The following is a 17,274-nucleotide window of genomic DNA, read 5'->3' on the forward strand; positions in this document are numbered from 1 at the left end:
CTTGCTGTCGTTGAATAACGCGAAAAAAACTGATCCCAGGAGCACAGATGGATACCAGCGGCTACGTTAAAAAACAGACATTATATCTCGCCGTGATCGGCGCAATAATCCTCGGCTTTATCGGGGGAGTGATGTACTCAATCTACCGGATGCCCTCATTGAACGGAGCTGCCGAGCAAGCCGTACATCAGCATGAAATTGCCGAGACCATTGCCTCTCTCGAACAAGCCACAAAAGACAACCCTGACAACAATCAGGCCTGGGTGGAACTGGGACATGCCTACTTTGATACCGGTCAGGCACAAAAAGCCATTGCCGCCTATACACAGGCACTGACCCTGATGCCCGGCGACCTCAATGTCATGACTGACCTTGGTGTCATGTATCACCAGAATAAACAGCACCAGAAAGCCATTGAACTTTTTGACCAGGTTCTCAAGACCGACCCGCAGCATGAACAGGCCCGATTTAACAAGGGGGTGGTACTGCTCACAGGGATCAACGACCACAATGCAGCACTGGCCGAGTGGAAAACCCTGCTCAAGTATCATCCAATGGCTGCGGCACCTTCCGGTAAACTGGTTGGTGAGCTGGTTGATCACCTTGAAAAGGAAATTGCCAAAAAGCCATAATCAGCACACATCACCTTACCGGTATTGACCAGTGTTGCCGGCGGGTACTGTAGCATATGAACCAAAGATGCCCGGGTTCCGTCTTGACAGCTCCCGACGCTCCTCTTATATTTTTTGTTTCTTTTCTTTACTGTATCAAATACAGACAACAGAACAGGTACTGCAGACAAACGGACGTAAACCGACTACCAACACAGGGAAGACAGCATGAGCAAGATCAAGGGTACACAAGCTATCATCAAATGCCTTCAGGAAGAGGGTGTTGAGCTAATTTTCGGGTATCCGGGCGGCGCGGTTATTGAACTGTACGATGAGCTGTGCAAAAGCGATATTCGCCACATCCTTGTGCGCCATGAACAGGGAGCGGTTCACGCTGCCGATGGTTTTGCCAGGGCCACCGGCAAGGTCGGAGTCGCTCTCTTGACCTCCGGCCCTGGAGCCACCAATGGCGTCACCGCCATTGCCACTGCCTACTGTGACTCCATTCCTCTGGTGGTGTTGACCGGCCAGGTACCGCGGGCTCTTATTGGCAACGATGCCTTTCAGGAAGTCGATATCGTTGGGATAACACGGCCGTGCACAAAGCATAACTACCTGGTGTACGATCCTGAAGAGCTGGTCTCCACAATACGGGAAGCCTTTTATCTCGCTGCTTCAGGAAGACCGGGACCGGTGCTGATCGACCTGCCCAAGGATGTCATGGCCTCCATGGTCACCTACCCTGCAAAAAAACCGATCAAGATGCAGACCTATCAGCCCAATGTCAAACCACATGCCAACCAGGTGGCCAAGGCCTGTCACGCCTGTATCAGGGCGAAACGCCCGGTGCTCTATGTCGGCGGCGGTGTCATTCTTTCCGGTGCACACGAGGAGTTGAAACGGTTTGCCACCCGTCTCAACATTCCGGTCACCATGACCCTGATGGGTCTGGGAGGGTTTCCAGGTACCGATCCACTCTCACTGGGTATGCTTGGTATGCACGGCAGCTATGCTGCCAACATGGCGGTGGCGAAAAGTGATCTGCTGATTGCCATAGGCTCCCGTTTCGATGATCGGGTCACAGGGCGACTTGATGCCTTTGCACCCCAGGCCAAGATCATCCACATTGATATTGATCCATCCTCAATCAGTAAAAACGTCGGCGTTGATATCCCGCTTGTTGCCGACTGCAAACTGGCCCTGCAGGCGATAAACGGATGGCTGGACAAGTCAACCGACTTTAACCAGGAAGAGACGATCGCCCTCCACCAACCCTGGGTGGAACAGGTTATGGAATGGGATGCAAAGCATCCGATTACCTATGTGGACGATGGTGATGTGATCAAACCCCAGTATGTCGTTGAAACCCTGCACAGACTGACCGGAGGCAATGCCATCATCACCACCGAAGTCGGCCAGAATCAGATGTGGGCAGCACAGTTTTATAAGTTCAATCACCCCAGACACCTGTTGACCTCCGGAGGACTCGGTACCATGGGATACGGGCTGCCGGCCGCAATCGGTGCCCAGCTGGCTTTCCCTGATACAACGGTCATTGACATTGCCGGTGACGGCTCGATCCAGATGAACATTCAGGAACTGGCCACTGCCCGTGAATGCGGCGCCCCGGTGAAAATAGCCATTCTCAACAACAACTATCTTGGTATGGTGCGACAGTGGCAGGAACTTTTCTATAATCGCCATTATGCCTCAACAGTGATGGAGTTCACGCCGGATTTTGTCGCCCTGGCTCAGGCCTACGGTGCTGTCGGCTTACGCGCGACGACCAGGGCTGAGGTGGAACCGGTCATCAGGGAGGCTCTGGCGACCAACAATGTGGTTATCATGGACTTTTCCATTGCCCGTGAAGAAGGGGTGTTTCCAATGGTGCCGGCAGGTAAAGCCACCACAGAAATGCTCTTGGTCTGAAATCTGTCCGGCCATGAGCTCCGACCGGCTTCCCAACCAACCCCGTTGAACAGGACAATACATTATGAAACATACGCTGACTGTTTTGCTACGTAACCGGCCCGGCGCGCTGTCCCGGGTAACCGGCCTCTTCAGTGGCCGCGGTTTTAACATTGAAAGTCTCTGTGTCGCTGAAACCTTTGACCCGCAAATTTCGTGTCTGACCGTGGTCACGACCGGTGATGCCGCCATTATCGAGCAGATTACAAAGCAACTGCACAAGCTGATCGATGTTGTTACGGTGCTGGATGTCGGGGAGGGAGAGTTTGTTGAGCGTGAAATGGCTCTTATCCGAGTTCGGGCCGAGGCCGACACCCGGGCCGAGGTGTTACGCATTATCGACATCTTTCGGGGCAAGGTGGTTGACGTCAGTCCCAACTCGTATGCCCTGGAGATCACCGGCTCCGACTCCAAGATCAGGGCGGTGATCGATATTCTGCGCCCTCTCGGCATAAAAGAGATTGTTCGCACCGGCAAGGTCGCCATGGCGCGGGCTCCAAAAAAATAATCATAAAAACAGACTGTTTACCCAATCATGCGCTTCCTCCAGACTCCTTATGCAAAAAACTGAACTTCCCCTGGCTGTTGAGGGCTATCCCTTTATTGTGCTGAGTGGCTTTGCTACTTTGATTTTCGCCATTCTTGACCTGATGCCGCTGGCCCTCTTGGGATTAGTGCTCACTGTCTTTGTTACGTATTTTTTTCGTGATCCGGTCAGAGTTCTCCCTGCGGATCCGCATGCCGTGCTTTGCCCTGCAGACGGTAAGGTGATCGTTGTCGAAGAGGTTGAAGACAACCGTTTTCTCCAGAAGCGTGTGCAGAAAATCTCCATCTTTATGAATGTGTTCAATGTTCATGTCAACCGTATTCCTCTTGCCGGAACAGTGGAAGAGGTCATCCTGTCACCAGGAAAATTTTACGCCGCTGACAAGGACAAGGCTGTGCTCCACAACGAATTCTGTGCACTTACCCTAGCCACTCCCACCGGTCACCGGTATACAGTGGTCCAGATCGCAGGCCTGATCGCCCGCCGCATTGTCTGCCGTGCCGAAGAAGGGGATCAGGTCACCGCAGGTGAACGCTTCGGTCTGATTCGCTTTGGATCCAGGGTTGATCTCTACCTGCCGCTGCCAACCAGAGTACAGGTCAAAGTGGGTGAAACAGTGCGGGCCGGTGAATCAATACTCGGCCACCTTGCTCCACCGGCTCAGATAAACCAGGAAGAATCTGTTGCCTAACTGACCGATATATCGTATTCTGGTAGACCTTAACGCCTTGCCCTCAGAGTGTCATCCTCGACGCGCAGACACTGGGGGTACAGCAACCACGCTTTTTTAACACCGGATCGACTCCCTTTACAGAAACCTTCATGGAACAGCCATTACCCGTGGAACAACACGCAAATCGTTTTTCAGTCCTCCCCTGCATGCTCACCATCTGTAGCCTGTTCAGCGGTTTTTACTCTATTATCGCTTCGTTTAACGGACATTTTTTCGCTGCTGCTGTGGCCATACTGGTGGCAGGAGTCTTTGACGGCCTCGACGGTCGAGTTGCCCGAATGACCCGGTCGACTTCGACCTTTGGCATGGAACTTGATTCTCTGTGTGACATGGTTTCTTTCGGTGTTGCTCCAGGTGTACTTGCCTATCTCTGGGCTCTGACGCCCTATGGCCGTTACGGTTGGCTGGCCGCGTTCCTCTATGTTGCTGCCACCGCCCTCCGCCTGGCCCGCTTCAACTCACAAACCGTGGCCAGTCCAAGCCATGATTTTACCGGTCTTCCCTGTCCGGCAGCCGCCGGGATGATTGCCACCTCGGTCATGTTCAGTACACACGTCTTTAAGACCACCGACACGGTGCAACATATCACCCTGCTCGCCATGGTCTATGTACTTTCGTATCTGATGGTGTCCACCCACAGATATTTGAGCTTCAAACATCTGGAAATTTCCAGAGAAAAACGTTTTCAACTTATTGTCGGTCTGCTCCTGCTTCTGATCCTGCTGGCCAGCGAACCACCTATCACTCTGTTTGGAGCCTCTTTCCTGTATATGATCTCCGGTCCGATTCTGGCAGTAAGGGCAAGAGCGGGCAGAAAGAAACAACCTGCCGCCGCCGAGACGAACAAATCCCAACTCTAACGCCAACAACCACCCGTGGAAAGCCATGCGTATTACCGGTGGCAGTGCCAAAGGCCGTAAACTACACTCCCCCCGCTCCAACCTGATTCGACCGACCAGTGATCAGGTGCGCGAGGCCATGTTCAGCCTCATCGGTGAACGGGTTGTCAACAGCAGAGTGCTTGATCTTTTTGCCGGTACTGGTGCCCTGGGTATTGAGGCATTGAGCCGTGGTGCAGCTGCAGCTGTCTTCGTCGACAAGTCAATTGAGACAGGTCGCCTGATAGAGACCAACCTGAGGATATCCATTACCCATCCCCAGGCTGCCTTTGTCATGCTGAACCTGGCAACAACCCCTCACCTCGGCACGCTGCATTCCTATGGAGCCTCCCCGGGCTTCAACCTGGTCTTCATGGATCCGCCTTACCAGAAACAGCTGGCAGAACGGGTTTTGGTTCTGATTGAGAAGGCCGGTATCCTGGCCGAAGAAGCGCTGATCGTTGTCGAGGAGGATCGACGGGTTAACATACCTGCCGCAGGCTTAACAAGCTTACACCCCATTGATCAACGTCAATATGGAGCAACCGGGCTGTGGTTCTATGAATTCCGCTCGACAGCAAAACACTGCCATGCATGATATACCAGACACATCCATAATCGAGAGGCAGCCACCACAACCACGGGTTGCCCTGTATCCCGGCACCTTTGATCCCATCACCAACGGTCATCTTGATATCATCGAACGGGGCCTGCAGCTCTTCGACCGTATTATAGTCACCATTGCCATCAATATACAGAAAACCCCCCTGTTTTCACTGGAAGAACGCTGTGCCATGATTCAGGAGTGTTTTAAACACTCCGATCGGATCACTGTCGGCTACACAGAAGGTCTCATCGTGGACTATGCCAGGCAGCAGAATGCAGAGGTTATCATCAGAGGACTGCGGGCTGTCTCAGACTTTGACTATGAATTTCAGCTGGCACTGATGAACCGCCGGCTGGAGCGATCCGTGGAAACCGTCTTTTTTATGACCGGGTTTCGCTGGATCTATATCAGCTCAAGCGGTATAAAAAATGCTGCCAGATGTCAGGGCAAGATCACCGGTCTTGTTCCGAAACATGTGGAACAGGCATTGCAAAACAAATTTATCTGATGCACGATTCAACTGTTCGGCCGAACAAAAAGACACCTCAACAGCAGAGCAGACGGACTTTTTTAACACGTTGGCTCCAGTGGGGAACAGCACTGGCTGCCACTGTTTTCCTCTACCCCCTCCTTCGCTTCGTCGGCCACCGGATACCGCCCAAACCTCGTTTGGTGGAGGTGCCGACACCGTTACCCTTAAGCGGAGCCCATGCCGGTCAAGACTTCTTCCTCTTTGCCGGCACTGATCGTCTCTCCGCGGTCTCTCGTGTCTGTACCCATCTTGGCTGCCGACTCAACTTTCAGGAGGACAAACAGATCATCGAGTGCCCCTGTCACCAGAGTCGTTTCACCCCTGACGGCATGCGCATTTCCGGTCCGGCACAAAAAAACCTGCCGCAGTATGAGGTCACTGTCAAAGAAGACGGGGAAGGAAAGGTGACCGCCTATGTGGTCCATCTCTGATGCAGCGGCCAAAGATGCAATGGTCCGCCGTGCCGCCTCTGCGCCGGCTGCTTGCCTATCGCTGGGGAGGGGGCTCTCTGATCAGCCTCTTTCTTTCCATCCTTTCAGGCATCGTTATTGCCCTGCAATACGATGTCGCCGCCCCGTTTCATACAACCAGCTCCATTGAACTCCTTGCCCCCTACGGCTCGTTCTGGCGAGGCCTGCACTACTATTCCAGCCAGGCATTTTTCCTGATTCTGCTGGGGCATGTGGTTGTTGAACTCCGCAACCAGGACATGGTGTTGCAAAGAGGCGCCTGGATACGTCTTTGCACCACTGTTCCCGCTGCTGTCCTGCTGCTGTTCACCGGGTATGTGCTCCGGGGGGATGCCACCGGCGAGGCGGCAGGGGCGATAGCTGAACATATCTGTCTGGCAGTACCCCTGATCGGTGCACACCTGAACAACTTCTTTTTTGATCTGGCCAACAGTGGCTTACGTAAAGTTTATGCCCACCACGTCATTGGCCTGGTAGTTCTCGGCGGGGTCGCAGCCTGGCCTCACCTCCGACGCTATACCGCACGCTGGCGCAATCATCTCCTGCTGATAACAATGACCCTGCTCATATCCGTTACGATCCCGGCTCCCATGGAACCCTATCGTCACGGCCTCCTGTTCATTGCCGGCCCCTGGTTCTTTCTGGGACTGCAGGAACTTCTTCGCTTCCTTGACCCTTTTGTTGCCGGTGTGCTGGTGCCGATGCTGCCGATTGTGCTTCTATTCTGGCTTCCATCGGCTCCACGCCCTCGCTCTGTTGTGCTCTGGGCCATAGGCCTCTGGCTGCTGCTCTACGCTGTGTTGACTGTTCTCTGTCTCTTTCGGATCTGATCGACCTGCACCGAAAAAAGGACTTTCTTCAGGCCTGCCGGGTTGCCGCACCTGAAAAAATGGTGAGATGACAGGACTATCGCCGTCCGTGCCGGATGATGGAAAGCAGCAGAAAAAACCCTATGAGAGCGGCCACCAACAGTCCTATCAGGCCGATGACCGGGATGTTCCGCCAGTGTGGAGGGATATCGGAGAGGATAAGCAGAGCACTGCCGACAATCAAAGCAGCGAGCACAACGGCACAGGCAAGGCGGCTGGCCGCCCTGTCCAGAACCTTATTGAGAGACCGCACATCCCTCTGCTCCAGTGACAGGCTCAGTTGACCGCTGCGCAACCGGGTAAGGATCGTGTCCAGTTCTCCGGGCAGGTTACGTAACAGCTGCAGATAACTTAAACCGGTGAGTGAAAGTTCTGTGGCAAGGCGATCGGGCTGCAACCGGCCTAAACGGATTTTCCGCATAAAAGGTTGAGCCAAGCGGATCAGTTCCAGCCTTGGATTCAGCATCAAACCAAGTCCCTCCACAGTGCTCAAGGCCTTCATCATCTGGTAAAGACTGGGCTTAAAAGAGAGCTTGTGCCGTGACACCAGATCCAGCAGATCCTGTAAAATCTTCGCGGCCTCCAGCTCAGCCAATGGCCGATACAGGTACAGATCCATCATACCCGCCAGATCTCTGGTCAGATTTTCCCGATCTATCTCGCCCAGCTGAACCGTCACCTTCAGAACGCCGTCAACGATCCGCTCTTCATTCCCGGTCACCAGGTCCAGAACCAGATCGGTAAAGTCCTCACGATCCCTCATCGAGAGCCGTCCCATTTGTCCGAAATCAATGAAGCACACCACATTGTCCGGCAACACGAAAACATTCCCGGGATGGGGATCAGCGTGAAAGAAACCATGCACAAAGATCTGTTCCATCATCAGATTGGCGCCCCGCTCGGCGATCAGGGCTAAATCATAGCCCTGTTCACGCAGTATCTCAATCCTGGACGATTTTATCCCGAGAATATATTCCATGACCAGCACCCGGTCGGTGCTGAGTTCCGGATAAACAAACGGAACGTGGATAGTGGGGTTATCTTCAAACTGACGGGTGAAGCGCTGGATGTTGGCCAGTTCTATCGAAAAATCGATTTCCCTGCTGAGACTGCGGGCAAACTCATGGACAATCGCCATGGGCTGATGCCCCTGCGCCTCTTCCAGATGTTTCTCCATAAGTTCGGCAATATGCGCCAGGATCTCGAGATCAACAGCAATCACATTCTCGATGCCCGGCCGCTGGACCTTTACCACCACTTCAGCTCCACTCTCCAGGACAGCCCGATGGACCTGACCTATGGAGGCTGCGGCAAGAGGTTCGATATCAAAATACAGAAAAATCTCTTCCGGATAGCGGCCGAGCTCTTCTCTCAGGATATCCCGCACCTCTTCCAGACTGAACGGTGGGATGTCATCCTGGAGTTTAGCCAGTTCACCGAGAAAATCAGCAGGAATCAGGTCCGGACGGGTCGACAGCAACTGGCCGAGCTTGATAAAGGTCGGCCCCAGTTCTTCGAACACCAGCCGCAACCGCTCAGGCCGAGACAGCCGCGAGACCTGCTGCCTCGGTTTACGATTGATCATCTGTAACCCTGATTCCAGATACTGATCAATATGCAACCGATCGATCAGGTCATTGAACCCGTATTTGAACAGTACCCGGAGAATACGATGATATCGGTTCAGGTGTCGATACGTCCGACCGACAGCCCCGAGTTTTCTGATGCTGAACATCACAGGAGTTACTCGGCCTTGTCCTTGTTGATAGCCACCTGCAGTTCCTCGATCTTACGCTGTAACTCGGCCATCTCATCCTTGGTGACCAGATTCAATTGCTTCACCCTGTCTTCCACCCGTTTCGTGATCCAAAGATCCAACTGGTCCTTGGCCTTTTCCGATTTCCGCAGAAGATCATCGACAAACTGCCTCCCCTCTTCCTGCGACATCTTGCCCTTGGCAATCAGCTCACTCTTCAGCTCCTCGATTTTTTCCTTTGTCATAAAGGCGGCGCCGATACCGGCATACATAAAATTTTTCAGAACTTCTTTCATGGACTCCTCCATCAGTGGATTTGTAGTTTCGATGACACGTTATACTATACGTTGCGTGTACGCACTGCGCATCCTATTCCTTATCAATATCACGATGAAAGACCTCGGGATATCGGTCATGAGCCCGGAGAAAGGCGGAGAGATGCTCCACCACTGCCACTGAGCGGTGTTTACCACCGGTACATCCTATAGCCACTGTCAGCGCCGGCCGTTCCTGGTCAGTGTACGCATCCACCAGAAAGAGAAAAAGCGGTTCAACCAGGGCAAGAAACCGCTTCCCGGGATCGCTCTCAAGCACATAATGCGCAACGTCCGATTGCAGACCGTTGAGAGGACGAAGTACCGGATCCCAGAACGGGTTGGGAAGAAAGCGGACATCCCACACCAGGTCAGCCGCAAGGTACTGATGTTTAAATCCGAAGGAGGATAACGTAATCTTCATTCTAATCCATTGAACAGAGCATTTTGATATTTTCAGCCCGCTCGTTGATACCACGCTTCAACATCTCATGGTTGTAGGCGGCTATGACGTCCTGACGTTTGAGCATGCCCAAAACCCAGGGCTCCTCATGGGATTCCACCACCGGTATCTCTTCAATACCTTTGATGTCAAACAGTTGCATGGCTTCAAAGCAGGTATCATCCGGTGTCAGCATGATCACCTCTCTGGTACAGATGGCACCGACCAGATGACACACCCGCTCTTCCTCGTTATGCAGCACGGTCTTCACGTCCTGCATGGACACCACCCCAACCATAAGTCCCTTCTGATTGACCACCGGGAAGTAGAAGTTGTTACGGGCAATCCGAAACAGTTCCAGCAGATGGTTGATATTAGCATTTTCACTGATAAAATCGACATCTTCGGTGATCACTTTGCCGACCCGGATCGACTTCATGATCGCCACCTCACGGCCCTCATGAATATTGATGCCGTCTCTCGTGAAATCAACGGTATCAATGGAATCCGCATACAGCCAGGAAGAGGTCATGGTACCCAGTACAGCAGTCAGCATTACCGGAACAATGATCATGTAATTCCCTGTCATCTCAAACAGGAAAAAAATAGCAGTCAACGGCGCATGGGTGGTGGCGGCGAGAAACGCACCGATACCGACTGTGGCATAGGCTCCGGCAGGAGCTGTATGGGCCGGAAGAAGGTGATGGACAATCCCGCCAAACGAACCGCCAAGCACCGCACCGATGAACAACGCCGGGGCGAACAGACCACCGGCACCTCCGGATCCCAACGTGACGGCAGTGGCCAGCGACTTAAGAAAGACCAGGAGCATCATCCGCCAGACCAGGGTGTCTCCGACAAGAGCCCTGGCAATGTACTCGTAACCATTTCCCATAACCTGAGGAAACAGAATACCAATGCATCCGACCAGCAGAGCACCTAAAATCGGCTTCAGCTGGGGATGTAGTTTCATCTGCCCAAAGCGGTCTCGAATCAAATAAAAAAAACGGATGTGTAAAACCGCGGTTATACCGACTATCAGAGCCATCAGCGTGTACAGCGGGATCTCAACAAAGGCGTTGACAATCGTATAATCCGGAATGGGAAAGGCTGGAACCGCCCCGTAATAGGCCCGGGAAACCACAGTGGACAAGGCTGAAGCAATGACCAGGGCAGAAAAAGAGGAGATCTCATACGTCCCGAGCAGAACAATTTCAGCGGCAAAAAACACCCCGGCCAAGGGGGCGTTGAAGATGCCGGCAATACCACCGGCGCAACCGGCTGCAATGTAGATTTTCATCCGTTTGCCTGAAACCCGAAACCGCTGACCGACCTGAGAGCCCAACGCACCGCCGATTTGAGCAATCGGGCCTTCAACACCGGCTGAGTTCCCCGATCCGATGGTCAAGGCAGTGGCAACAATCTTGATAAAGATGTTGCGGGCACGAATGACACCATTTTCCAAATTGACCCGGCGGAGAAAATTGGTGAAACCATAGCCATTCACCTTGCCCGGAAAAGCCAAAGAAAGAGGAATCAGCAGTACCGCGCCGGTCATGGGCAGAATCGGCAGCAGCATTCGTCGCCACCCTCCTTCACCAATACGCAAAACTTCATATCCCCAGACAAAGATCACCCTGTGCACCAGATCCACAGCCTCTCGGAAGACGATGATAGCCACACCTGACATAACCCCAATAAAGGCGGCAATCAGAATCATCCGAGCCCTTTCCCCCGGTAAAAAATGCCGTGCTCTGGTTAACATGTCCGTTCCGGGACCTCACAGCCGATGGCAGCAGCCTGGCGCAGAAAAAAGGCGTCCGTCATACCGGCCAGATAATCACGAACCATGCTTGCCGGGTTGTGCGCTGCCATATACACCGGCGACATCGAACGAAGAAAATCACGATCAGCCCCTCCCTGTTCAGCCCTGTGCAGCTGATCAAGGTAATAATCAAACAACTGCTCATAACAACGCTGGATTTTAACAAAATCAGGTTTAAAGGCCGGATTGGTATAAATCCGCTGATAGTTGAAGGTCTTCAACTCTTTAAGGGCTGCTCCCACCTCCCGGCTGAAGCCGATGTGATCGTTATCCGTGTCTTCTTTCATGGCATCTTTCACGTGCAGGCTGTTGAGTAACAGATCAGTGGTCAATGTATAAACAATGGTGCCGTTACTCGAACCAAGAACAGATGTACAGGTTTTCGGCAAGTCGTGACGATGCACCAGACCAAGCTCAATGGCATCTTCAATATCACGGCCTATATACGCAACAGTATCGGCCAGGCGAACCATACAACCTTCTAAAGTCATTGGAACCAGGGCCAATTCCGGATGTTCCATCTTGGCGGCCAGTTCCATATCATGAGCAGCAAAATCCTTCTCCCGCAGTGGCTCAAGATGTTGACCATGGACCTCTCCATCGTGACAGAGTATGCCATCCATGACCTGAAGGGTAAGGTTCCACCCGGCACCGTCGCGTTCAAATCGATCCAGAAATTGAACCGATTGAATATTGTGCTGAAATGAGCACAGTCCATGCTGCTGACAGAGTTTTGTAAGAATACGCTCGCCCTCGTGGCCGAACGGCGGATGACCGATATCGTGCCCAAGGGCAATGGCCTCGATCAGGTCCTCATTAAGCCCCAGAAACCGGCCAACGGTCCGGGCCACACGAGAAACCATCTGCACATGCAGTGCCCGATGGGTAATATGATCGTTGTCAACCAGGGAAAAGACCTGGGTTTTGTCGATGTACCGGGCGTAGGCCCTGGAGTGAAGGATTCGATCGGCATCCTGAGCAAAGGGTTGCCGATAATCAGCCAGTTTTTCCTGAACCCGTCGGACAGCCTGGCCACTCAAACAGGCAAGTCCACTGAAATGGCTGCTCTCGTCCTCATCAAGCTGTATTCGCAGAGCCTGCAAAATTTTTCGGTCATCTGGAGAATATCGTTCAACCATATTGACGTCCGGGTAGATTTAAAATGCTGAAAAGAATAAGGAGCTACTGGAAATGGAACCGTCTGCACCTCTTTAAAACCAGCTTACCTGTACCACTTTCAGCGCAAAAGAGTAAAAAAAATACCAAATATCCTTGTTTCTCAAGCATTGGTTCCTTATATAGGATGGAATAAAAACTTTTCGATTTCCTTGAAATCAGGTTGGTACGCGTACAAAAGGAGACATATGACAGAACAAAAAAAGAGACCGGATCCAGCCAAAGTAGCCTTCCTGCGTTCGTTGCCTGCGGACATCAAGGCAAGTATCACTGGTGAAGAGGCTGAGCAGTTTATGTTCAGTACGGAAATCCCCGAATCATTGTACGAAAAAATAAAAGATTTTCTCATCGAGACCGATGAGTAACAGGCTCTAAACTCCTGCTTTTACGGAGACCGAACAACAGCGTCTCCCTCCTGTTTTATCTTGTCCCGAAGCGCTGTTTCCGCCCTCTCATCTGCCGCCCCGCTGCTCAGCTGCCTTTGCACCGACAAATCACAACAACTCGCTGTCGCTGTATCGATTTTTCAACCACGCTTTAACATTGCATAATGCTGTTTTTTGGTTTATCGTGACGCTGAATCTCGATTCAGTAACACCATGAACATCTGGTTACACCTGTTGTTTTGCAAGGCGTATCATGGCATAAATTGCACCAGTCGGGTGAAATAACTATTAAATACGGGTGAGAAATACCGATCTGCCGGAGTCGTCGGCAAGTCTGCAGAGAGCCGATTATCCGCCTGGGCCTGACCGGAACCACATATGCCGCTTACCCCTTTCCCCAAAAGGTCTAAAACGCCGCAAATCTGAACAGGATGTTTTGGGTTTGCAAAGGTTCTCCGGAACCTTTTTATTCATCGCGTTCATTGTTAACCGTTTGCCGACAGCCAGCCGCCTGTCGGCAGATATCAACCACCGTGTAAGGAGAATGATCTTATGTCGCGAAAAATGGTCACCATTGACGGAAACCAGGCGTGTACGCATGTCGCATATGCCACAAGTGAAGTCATAACAATCTATCCCATTACGCCATCTTCTCCGATGGCGGCCGAAGCCGATGCCAAGGCAAATGCCAAACAAGAAAATATCTGGGGTTCTATTCCGGTCATCTCTCAGATGCAATCTGAGGCCGGTGTGGCAGGATCCATCCACGGTTCCCTCGGTGCCGGTGCACTGTGTACCACCTTCACCGCCTCCCAGGGTCTCCTCCTCCTGATCCCCAACATGTATAAGATCGCCGGCGAACTGCTGCCCACAGTTTTCCATGTCACAGCCCGTTCCATCGCCTGTCAGGGTCTGTCCATTTTCGGCGACCATGGTGATGTCATGGCCGTTCGTCAGACCGGCTGGGCCCTGCTCGCCTCTCAGGATGTCCAGGAGGCCCAGGATATGGCCCTCATTGCAACGGCCTCAACCCTGCAGTCCAGTATCCCTTTTCTGCACTTTTTCGACGGCTTCCGCACCTCTCACGAGGTCATGAAAATTGAGCAGCTGACCAATGATGACATGACCGCCATGATTGATGAGGATCTGATCATCAAACATCGGGAACGTGCTCTTACACCGGATAATCCGACCATCGGCGGAACCGCTCAAAACCCGGATGTTTATTTCATCGGCCGTGAAACTGTCAATAAATTCTACGATGCGGTACCGGGTATTGTTCAGGCAAACATGGACAAGTTCGCTGCACTGACAGGCCGTCAGTATCATCTGTTTGACTATATCGGTGCTCCGGATGCTACCGATGTCATCGTTGTCATGGGCTCTGGTGCTCTGACCGTAGCCTCCACTGTTGAGCATTTGGTTGCCGAGGGAAGCAGGGTCGGCCTTGTTATCGTTCGTCTGTATCGCCCCTTTGATCCGAAAGCAATGGTCAATGCCCTGCCGTCGACCGTTGAGCGTATCACCGTGCTCGACCGCACCAAGGAACCAGGTGCCAACGGCGACCCGCTTTACCTTGATGTCCGTGCCGCTGTCAGCGAGGCTGCTGAAGCCAACCCGACCATGTTCGTACCCCTGATCCTCAATGGCCGTTACGGCCTGGGTTCTGCCGAGTTCACCCCGGCAATGGTCAAGGCTGTATTTGACAACATGGCCTCCTTTGCGCCAAAGAAAAAATTCTGTGTCGGACCGAACGACGATATCACCTTTACCAGCCTCACATATGACAAGTCCTATAATATTGAAGGCAAAGACGTTTTCCGCGCTCTGTTCTACGGTTTAGGTTCTGACGGTACGGTTGGTGCCAACAAAAACACCATCAAAATTATTGGTGAAGAAACTGACAACTCAGCACAAGGCTACTTTGTCTACGACTCCAAAAAGTCTGGTTCCATGACTGTTTCGCACCTGCGTTTCGGGAAAAACCAGATTGTTGCTCCCTATCTGATCAACAAGGCTAACTTCGTAGCCTGTCACAACCCGGCCTTCCTCGACACTTATGACATGCTGGCCAACCTTGATTCAGGCGGTACCTTTCTGCTCACCACCAACTTCAGTAAAGATGAGATCTGGGATCACCTGCCGGCTAATGTGCAACGACAGCTGATTGAGAAGAAGATCAAGTTCTACATCATCGATGCGGTCAAGCTGGCCATGGCGCTTGGTCTCGGTGCCCGTATCAACATGATCATGCAGACGGCCTTTTTCGTTATCTCTGATATCATCAGTAAAGATGAGGCGATCACGTCCATCAAAAATGCCATCAAGAAAACCTATGGCATCAAGGGCGATAAGGTCGTCAACATGAACTACAGCGCAGTTGATGGTGCGATCGAAAACATCGTTGAGGTCAAAGTACCGAAGAAAATCAGCGGCCACGAGATGCCCCCGACAGTTCCCGAAGAAGCTCCGGAATTTGTTAAAACCGTGACAGCCAAGATGATGGCCGGACACGGAGAGGATATTCCGGTTTCTCAATTCCCGAACGACGGCCGCTGGCCCACAGCCACTACGCAGTGGGAGAAACGCAACATCGCCGTGCAGGTCTCCTGCTGGGATCCTGAGTCGTGCATCCAGTGTGGTCGATGCTCCCTGGTTTGTCCACATGCCTGCATCCGTATGAAAGTTGCAACTCCGGAAGCCCTGGCTGCAGCCGGTGCTGATGCATCTTTTAAGACTGTTGATGCCATCGGTAAAGAATTCAAAGACATGAAGTTTACCATCCAGGTGTCCACCCAAGACTGTTGCGGCTGTACCCTGTGTGTCACCGTCTGTCCCGGACGAAAGAAGGATGCTGAAGGCAAAAGGACCGAAATCCGTGCACTCCACATGGCTATGAACTCTGAAGAGGTCAAGCAGGAGTCCCAGAAAAACTGGAAGACGTTCCTTGCCCTGCCGGAAGTCGATGAAAGCCTGATCAACATCGGCACCATCAAGGGCAGTCAGTTCAAACGACCCCTGTTCGAGTTCTCCGGTGCCTGTGCAGGTTGTGGTGAAACTCCCTACATTAAACTGGTTACCCAATTAATCGGGGATCGCATGCTTGCCTCCAACGCCACGGGTTGTTCCTCTATTTACTCCGGCAACCTTCCCACCACTCCGTACTGTACACGTGCTGATGGACGTGGGCCGGCCTGGTCAAACTCCTTGTTTGAGGATAATGCGGAACACGGCCTGGGCATGCGTCAGGCTGTCGATAAATTGGCCAGTCAGGCAACTGAACTGCTGGAAGAGGCTGTTAAGCAAGGTATGGTCGACAAGAAGCTGGCCGACGCCCTGGTCAGCGCCCCGCAAAAAACTCAGGCTGAAATTGAAGCGCAGCGTGCACGGGTAGCAGAGCTGAAAGCCGCTCTCGACGGCAAGAAGGATGTCATTGCCAAACGTCTCTACCATGTTGCCGATTACCTGGTGCAAAAATCCGTCTGGATCATCGGCGGTGATGGCTGGGCGTATGACATCGGCTACGGCGGTGTTGATCATGTCTTGGCCACAGGCAAAAATGTCAACATCCTGGTTCTGGATACCGAGGTCTACTCCAACACAGGTGGTCAGATGTCAAAATCAACACCACGTGCGGCTGTAGCCCAGTTTGCTGCCGGCGGCAAGAACATGCCCAAGAAAAACATGGGGTTGATCTTCTCCACCTTCGGCACCGTGTACGTGGCCAGAATCGCCATCGGCGCTAATCCTCAGCAGGCCATTAAGGCTATCCAGGAAGCTGAGGCCTTCAACGGACCATCTCTCATCATTGCCTACTCACACTGCATCAATCATGGTATTAATATGGCCATGGGTCTGGAGCAGCAGAAGAAGGCTGTTGAGTGCGGCCACTGGTCATTGTTCCGCTACAACCCGGAGCTCGAGGCTGAAGGCAAAAACCCGATGATCATCGATTCCAAGGAACCGACCATCAGCTTTGCCGACTACGCCCTGAACGAAAACCGCTACCGGATGCTGAAGCTGTCTAATCCGGCCATGGCGGATGAGTTGATGGAGCAGTCGCAAAAAGACGTTGATAAGGCATGGAAGCTCCTGAAGGGCTGGGCCAAGGCACTTGAGAGCGAATAAACAGACTGTCTTCGGACATTTACCCTGAAAAA

The 17,274-nt window shown here is 52.5% G+C and carries 16 protein-coding genes; 11 read left to right on the forward strand and 5 right to left on the reverse strand.

Annotated elements, in window-relative coordinates:
- Positions 1 to 47 precede the first annotated feature (47 nt).
- The 9 genes from HP555_RS00405 (at position 48) to HP555_RS00445 (ending at position 7,176) form a co-directional block, all read left to right on the forward strand.
- Positions 48 to 632: a tetratricopeptide repeat protein gene (locus tag HP555_RS00405; RefSeq protein ID WP_199263260.1), complete on the forward strand. Its 585-nt coding sequence runs from the start codon at positions 48 to 50 to the stop codon at positions 630 to 632.
- A gap of 207 nt (positions 633 to 839) precedes the next feature.
- Positions 840 to 2,540 carry a biosynthetic-type acetolactate synthase large subunit gene (ilvB, locus tag HP555_RS00410; protein ID WP_199263261.1) on the forward strand — a complete coding sequence of 567 codons (1,701 nt, stop codon included), beginning with the start codon at positions 840 to 842 and terminating at the stop codon, positions 2,538 to 2,540.
- Positions 2,541 to 2,604: 64 nt separating this feature from the next.
- Complete coding sequence (gene ilvN, locus HP555_RS00415; RefSeq protein ID WP_199263262.1) at positions 2,605 to 3,087, forward strand: acetolactate synthase small subunit; 483 nt, start codon at positions 2,605 to 2,607, stop codon at positions 3,085 to 3,087.
- 49 nt (positions 3,088 to 3,136) lie between these two features.
- Positions 3,137 to 3,817 (forward strand): phosphatidylserine decarboxylase family protein, encoded by a 681-nt coding sequence (locus HP555_RS00420; RefSeq protein WP_199263263.1) that lies wholly within the window; start codon positions 3,137 to 3,139, stop codon positions 3,815 to 3,817.
- 131 nt (positions 3,818 to 3,948) lie between these two features.
- Positions 3,949 to 4,719 (forward strand): CDP-diacylglycerol--serine O-phosphatidyltransferase, encoded by a 771-nt coding sequence (pssA, locus tag HP555_RS00425; protein WP_199263264.1) that lies wholly within the window; start codon positions 3,949 to 3,951, stop codon positions 4,717 to 4,719.
- Positions 4,685 to 5,335, forward strand: a complete 651-nt coding sequence (rsmD, locus tag HP555_RS00430; RefSeq protein ID WP_269846879.1) for a 16S rRNA (guanine(966)-N(2))-methyltransferase RsmD — start codon at positions 4,685 to 4,687, stop codon at positions 5,333 to 5,335. Before pssA ends, rsmD begins: the two co-directional genes overlap by 35 nt.
- Complete coding sequence (gene coaD / locus HP555_RS00435) at positions 5,328 to 5,852, forward strand: pantetheine-phosphate adenylyltransferase (protein WP_199263266.1); 525 nt, start codon at positions 5,328 to 5,330, stop codon at positions 5,850 to 5,852. Before rsmD ends, coaD begins: the two co-directional genes overlap by 8 nt.
- Positions 5,852 to 6,307: a QcrA and Rieske domain-containing protein gene (locus tag HP555_RS00440; protein WP_199263267.1), complete on the forward strand. Its 456-nt coding sequence runs from the start codon at positions 5,852 to 5,854 to the stop codon at positions 6,305 to 6,307. The genes coaD and HP555_RS00440 overlap by 1 nt, the downstream gene beginning before the upstream one ends.
- A 14-nt stretch (positions 6,308 to 6,321) precedes the next feature.
- Positions 6,322 to 7,176 carry a cytochrome b family protein gene (locus HP555_RS00445; protein WP_199263268.1) on the forward strand — a complete coding sequence of 285 codons (855 nt, stop codon included), beginning with the start codon at positions 6,322 to 6,324 and terminating at the stop codon, positions 7,174 to 7,176.
- A 76-nt stretch (positions 7,177 to 7,252) separates the two neighbouring features.
- On the opposite strand, the gene HP555_RS00450 is transcribed toward HP555_RS00445, so the two are convergent.
- From HP555_RS00450 to HP555_RS00470, 5 genes are all read right to left on the reverse strand, one after another.
- The gene (locus HP555_RS00450) at positions 7,253 to 8,950 is read right to left on the reverse strand and encodes an ABC1 kinase family protein (protein WP_199263269.1); all 1,698 of its coding nucleotides are present in this window, start codon (positions 8,948 to 8,950) and stop codon (positions 7,253 to 7,255) included.
- 8 nt (positions 8,951 to 8,958) lie between these two features.
- Entirely contained in the window at positions 8,959 to 9,267 is a 309-nt protein-coding gene (locus HP555_RS00455; protein WP_199263270.1) for a phasin family protein, read from the reverse strand.
- A gap of 73 nt (positions 9,268 to 9,340) precedes the next feature.
- Complete coding sequence (locus HP555_RS00460) at positions 9,341 to 9,709, reverse strand: RapZ C-terminal domain-containing protein (RefSeq protein ID WP_199263271.1); 369 nt, start codon at positions 9,707 to 9,709, stop codon at positions 9,341 to 9,343.
- A gap of 1 nt (position 9,710) precedes the next feature.
- Positions 9,711 to 11,447, reverse strand: a complete 1,737-nt coding sequence (locus HP555_RS00465) for a chloride channel protein (RefSeq protein WP_233249212.1) — start codon at positions 11,445 to 11,447, stop codon at positions 9,711 to 9,713.
- Positions 11,448 to 11,485: 38 nt separating this feature from the next.
- Complete coding sequence (locus HP555_RS00470; protein ID WP_199263273.1) at positions 11,486 to 12,691, reverse strand: deoxyguanosinetriphosphate triphosphohydrolase family protein; 1,206 nt, start codon at positions 12,689 to 12,691, stop codon at positions 11,486 to 11,488.
- Between the two features lie 225 nt (positions 12,692 to 12,916).
- On the opposite strand from HP555_RS00470, the gene HP555_RS00475 reads away from it, so the two are divergent.
- On the forward strand, positions 12,917 to 13,093 hold the full coding sequence (locus HP555_RS00475) for a hypothetical protein (RefSeq protein WP_199263274.1): 177 nt from the start codon (positions 12,917 to 12,919) through the stop codon (positions 13,091 to 13,093).
- Positions 13,094 to 13,666: 573 nt separating this feature from the next.
- The gene (gene nifJ, locus HP555_RS00480) at positions 13,667 to 17,242 is read left to right on the forward strand and encodes a pyruvate:ferredoxin (flavodoxin) oxidoreductase (RefSeq protein WP_199263275.1); all 3,576 of its coding nucleotides are present in this window, start codon (positions 13,667 to 13,669) and stop codon (positions 17,240 to 17,242) included.
- Positions 17,243 to 17,274: the final 32 nt, after the last annotated feature.

This window comes from Desulfobulbus oligotrophicus (assembly GCF_016446285.1).
In the GTDB taxonomy this organism is placed as follows: domain Bacteria; phylum Desulfobacterota; class Desulfobulbia; order Desulfobulbales; family Desulfobulbaceae; genus Desulfobulbus; species Desulfobulbus oligotrophicus.

Excerpts from the sequence above, each read along its gene's own strand:
- coaD (WP_199263266.1), top strand. The coding sequence starts at position 5,328 with ATGCATGATATACCAGACACATCCATAATCGAGAGGCAGCCACCACAA.
- HP555_RS00475 (WP_199263274.1), top strand. The coding sequence starts at position 12,917 with ATGACAGAACAAAAAAAGAGACCGGATCCAGCCAAAGTAGCCTTCCTG.
- HP555_RS00455 (WP_199263270.1), bottom strand. The coding sequence starts at position 9,267 with ATGAAAGAAGTTCTGAAAAATTTTATGTATGCCGGTATCGGCGCCGCC.
- HP555_RS00470 (WP_199263273.1), bottom strand. The coding sequence starts at position 12,691 with ATGGTTGAACGATATTCTCCAGATGACCGAAAAATTTTGCAGGCTCTG.
- pssA (WP_199263264.1), top strand. The coding sequence starts at position 3,949 with ATGGAACAGCCATTACCCGTGGAACAACACGCAAATCGTTTTTCAGTC.
- HP555_RS00420 (WP_199263263.1), top strand. The coding sequence starts at position 3,137 with ATGCAAAAAACTGAACTTCCCCTGGCTGTTGAGGGCTATCCCTTTATT.
- HP555_RS00440 (WP_199263267.1), top strand. The coding sequence starts at position 5,852 with ATGCACGATTCAACTGTTCGGCCGAACAAAAAGACACCTCAACAGCAG.
- ilvN (WP_199263262.1), top strand. The coding sequence starts at position 2,605 with ATGAAACATACGCTGACTGTTTTGCTACGTAACCGGCCCGGCGCGCTG.
- HP555_RS00465 (WP_233249212.1), bottom strand. The coding sequence starts at position 11,447 with ATGATTCTGATTGCCGCCTTTATTGGGGTTATGTCAGGTGTGGCTATC.
- HP555_RS00450 (WP_199263269.1), bottom strand. The coding sequence starts at position 8,950 with ATGTTCAGCATCAGAAAACTCGGGGCTGTCGGTCGGACGTATCGACAC.
- HP555_RS00405 (WP_199263260.1), top strand. The coding sequence starts at position 48 with ATGGATACCAGCGGCTACGTTAAAAAACAGACATTATATCTCGCCGTG.
- HP555_RS00445 (WP_199263268.1), top strand. The coding sequence starts at position 6,322 with ATGCAATGGTCCGCCGTGCCGCCTCTGCGCCGGCTGCTTGCCTATCGC.
- ilvB (WP_199263261.1), top strand. The coding sequence starts at position 840 with ATGAGCAAGATCAAGGGTACACAAGCTATCATCAAATGCCTTCAGGAA.
- nifJ (WP_199263275.1), top strand. The coding sequence starts at position 13,667 with ATGTCGCGAAAAATGGTCACCATTGACGGAAACCAGGCGTGTACGCAT.
- HP555_RS00460 (WP_199263271.1), bottom strand. The coding sequence starts at position 9,709 with ATGAAGATTACGTTATCCTCCTTCGGATTTAAACATCAGTACCTTGCG.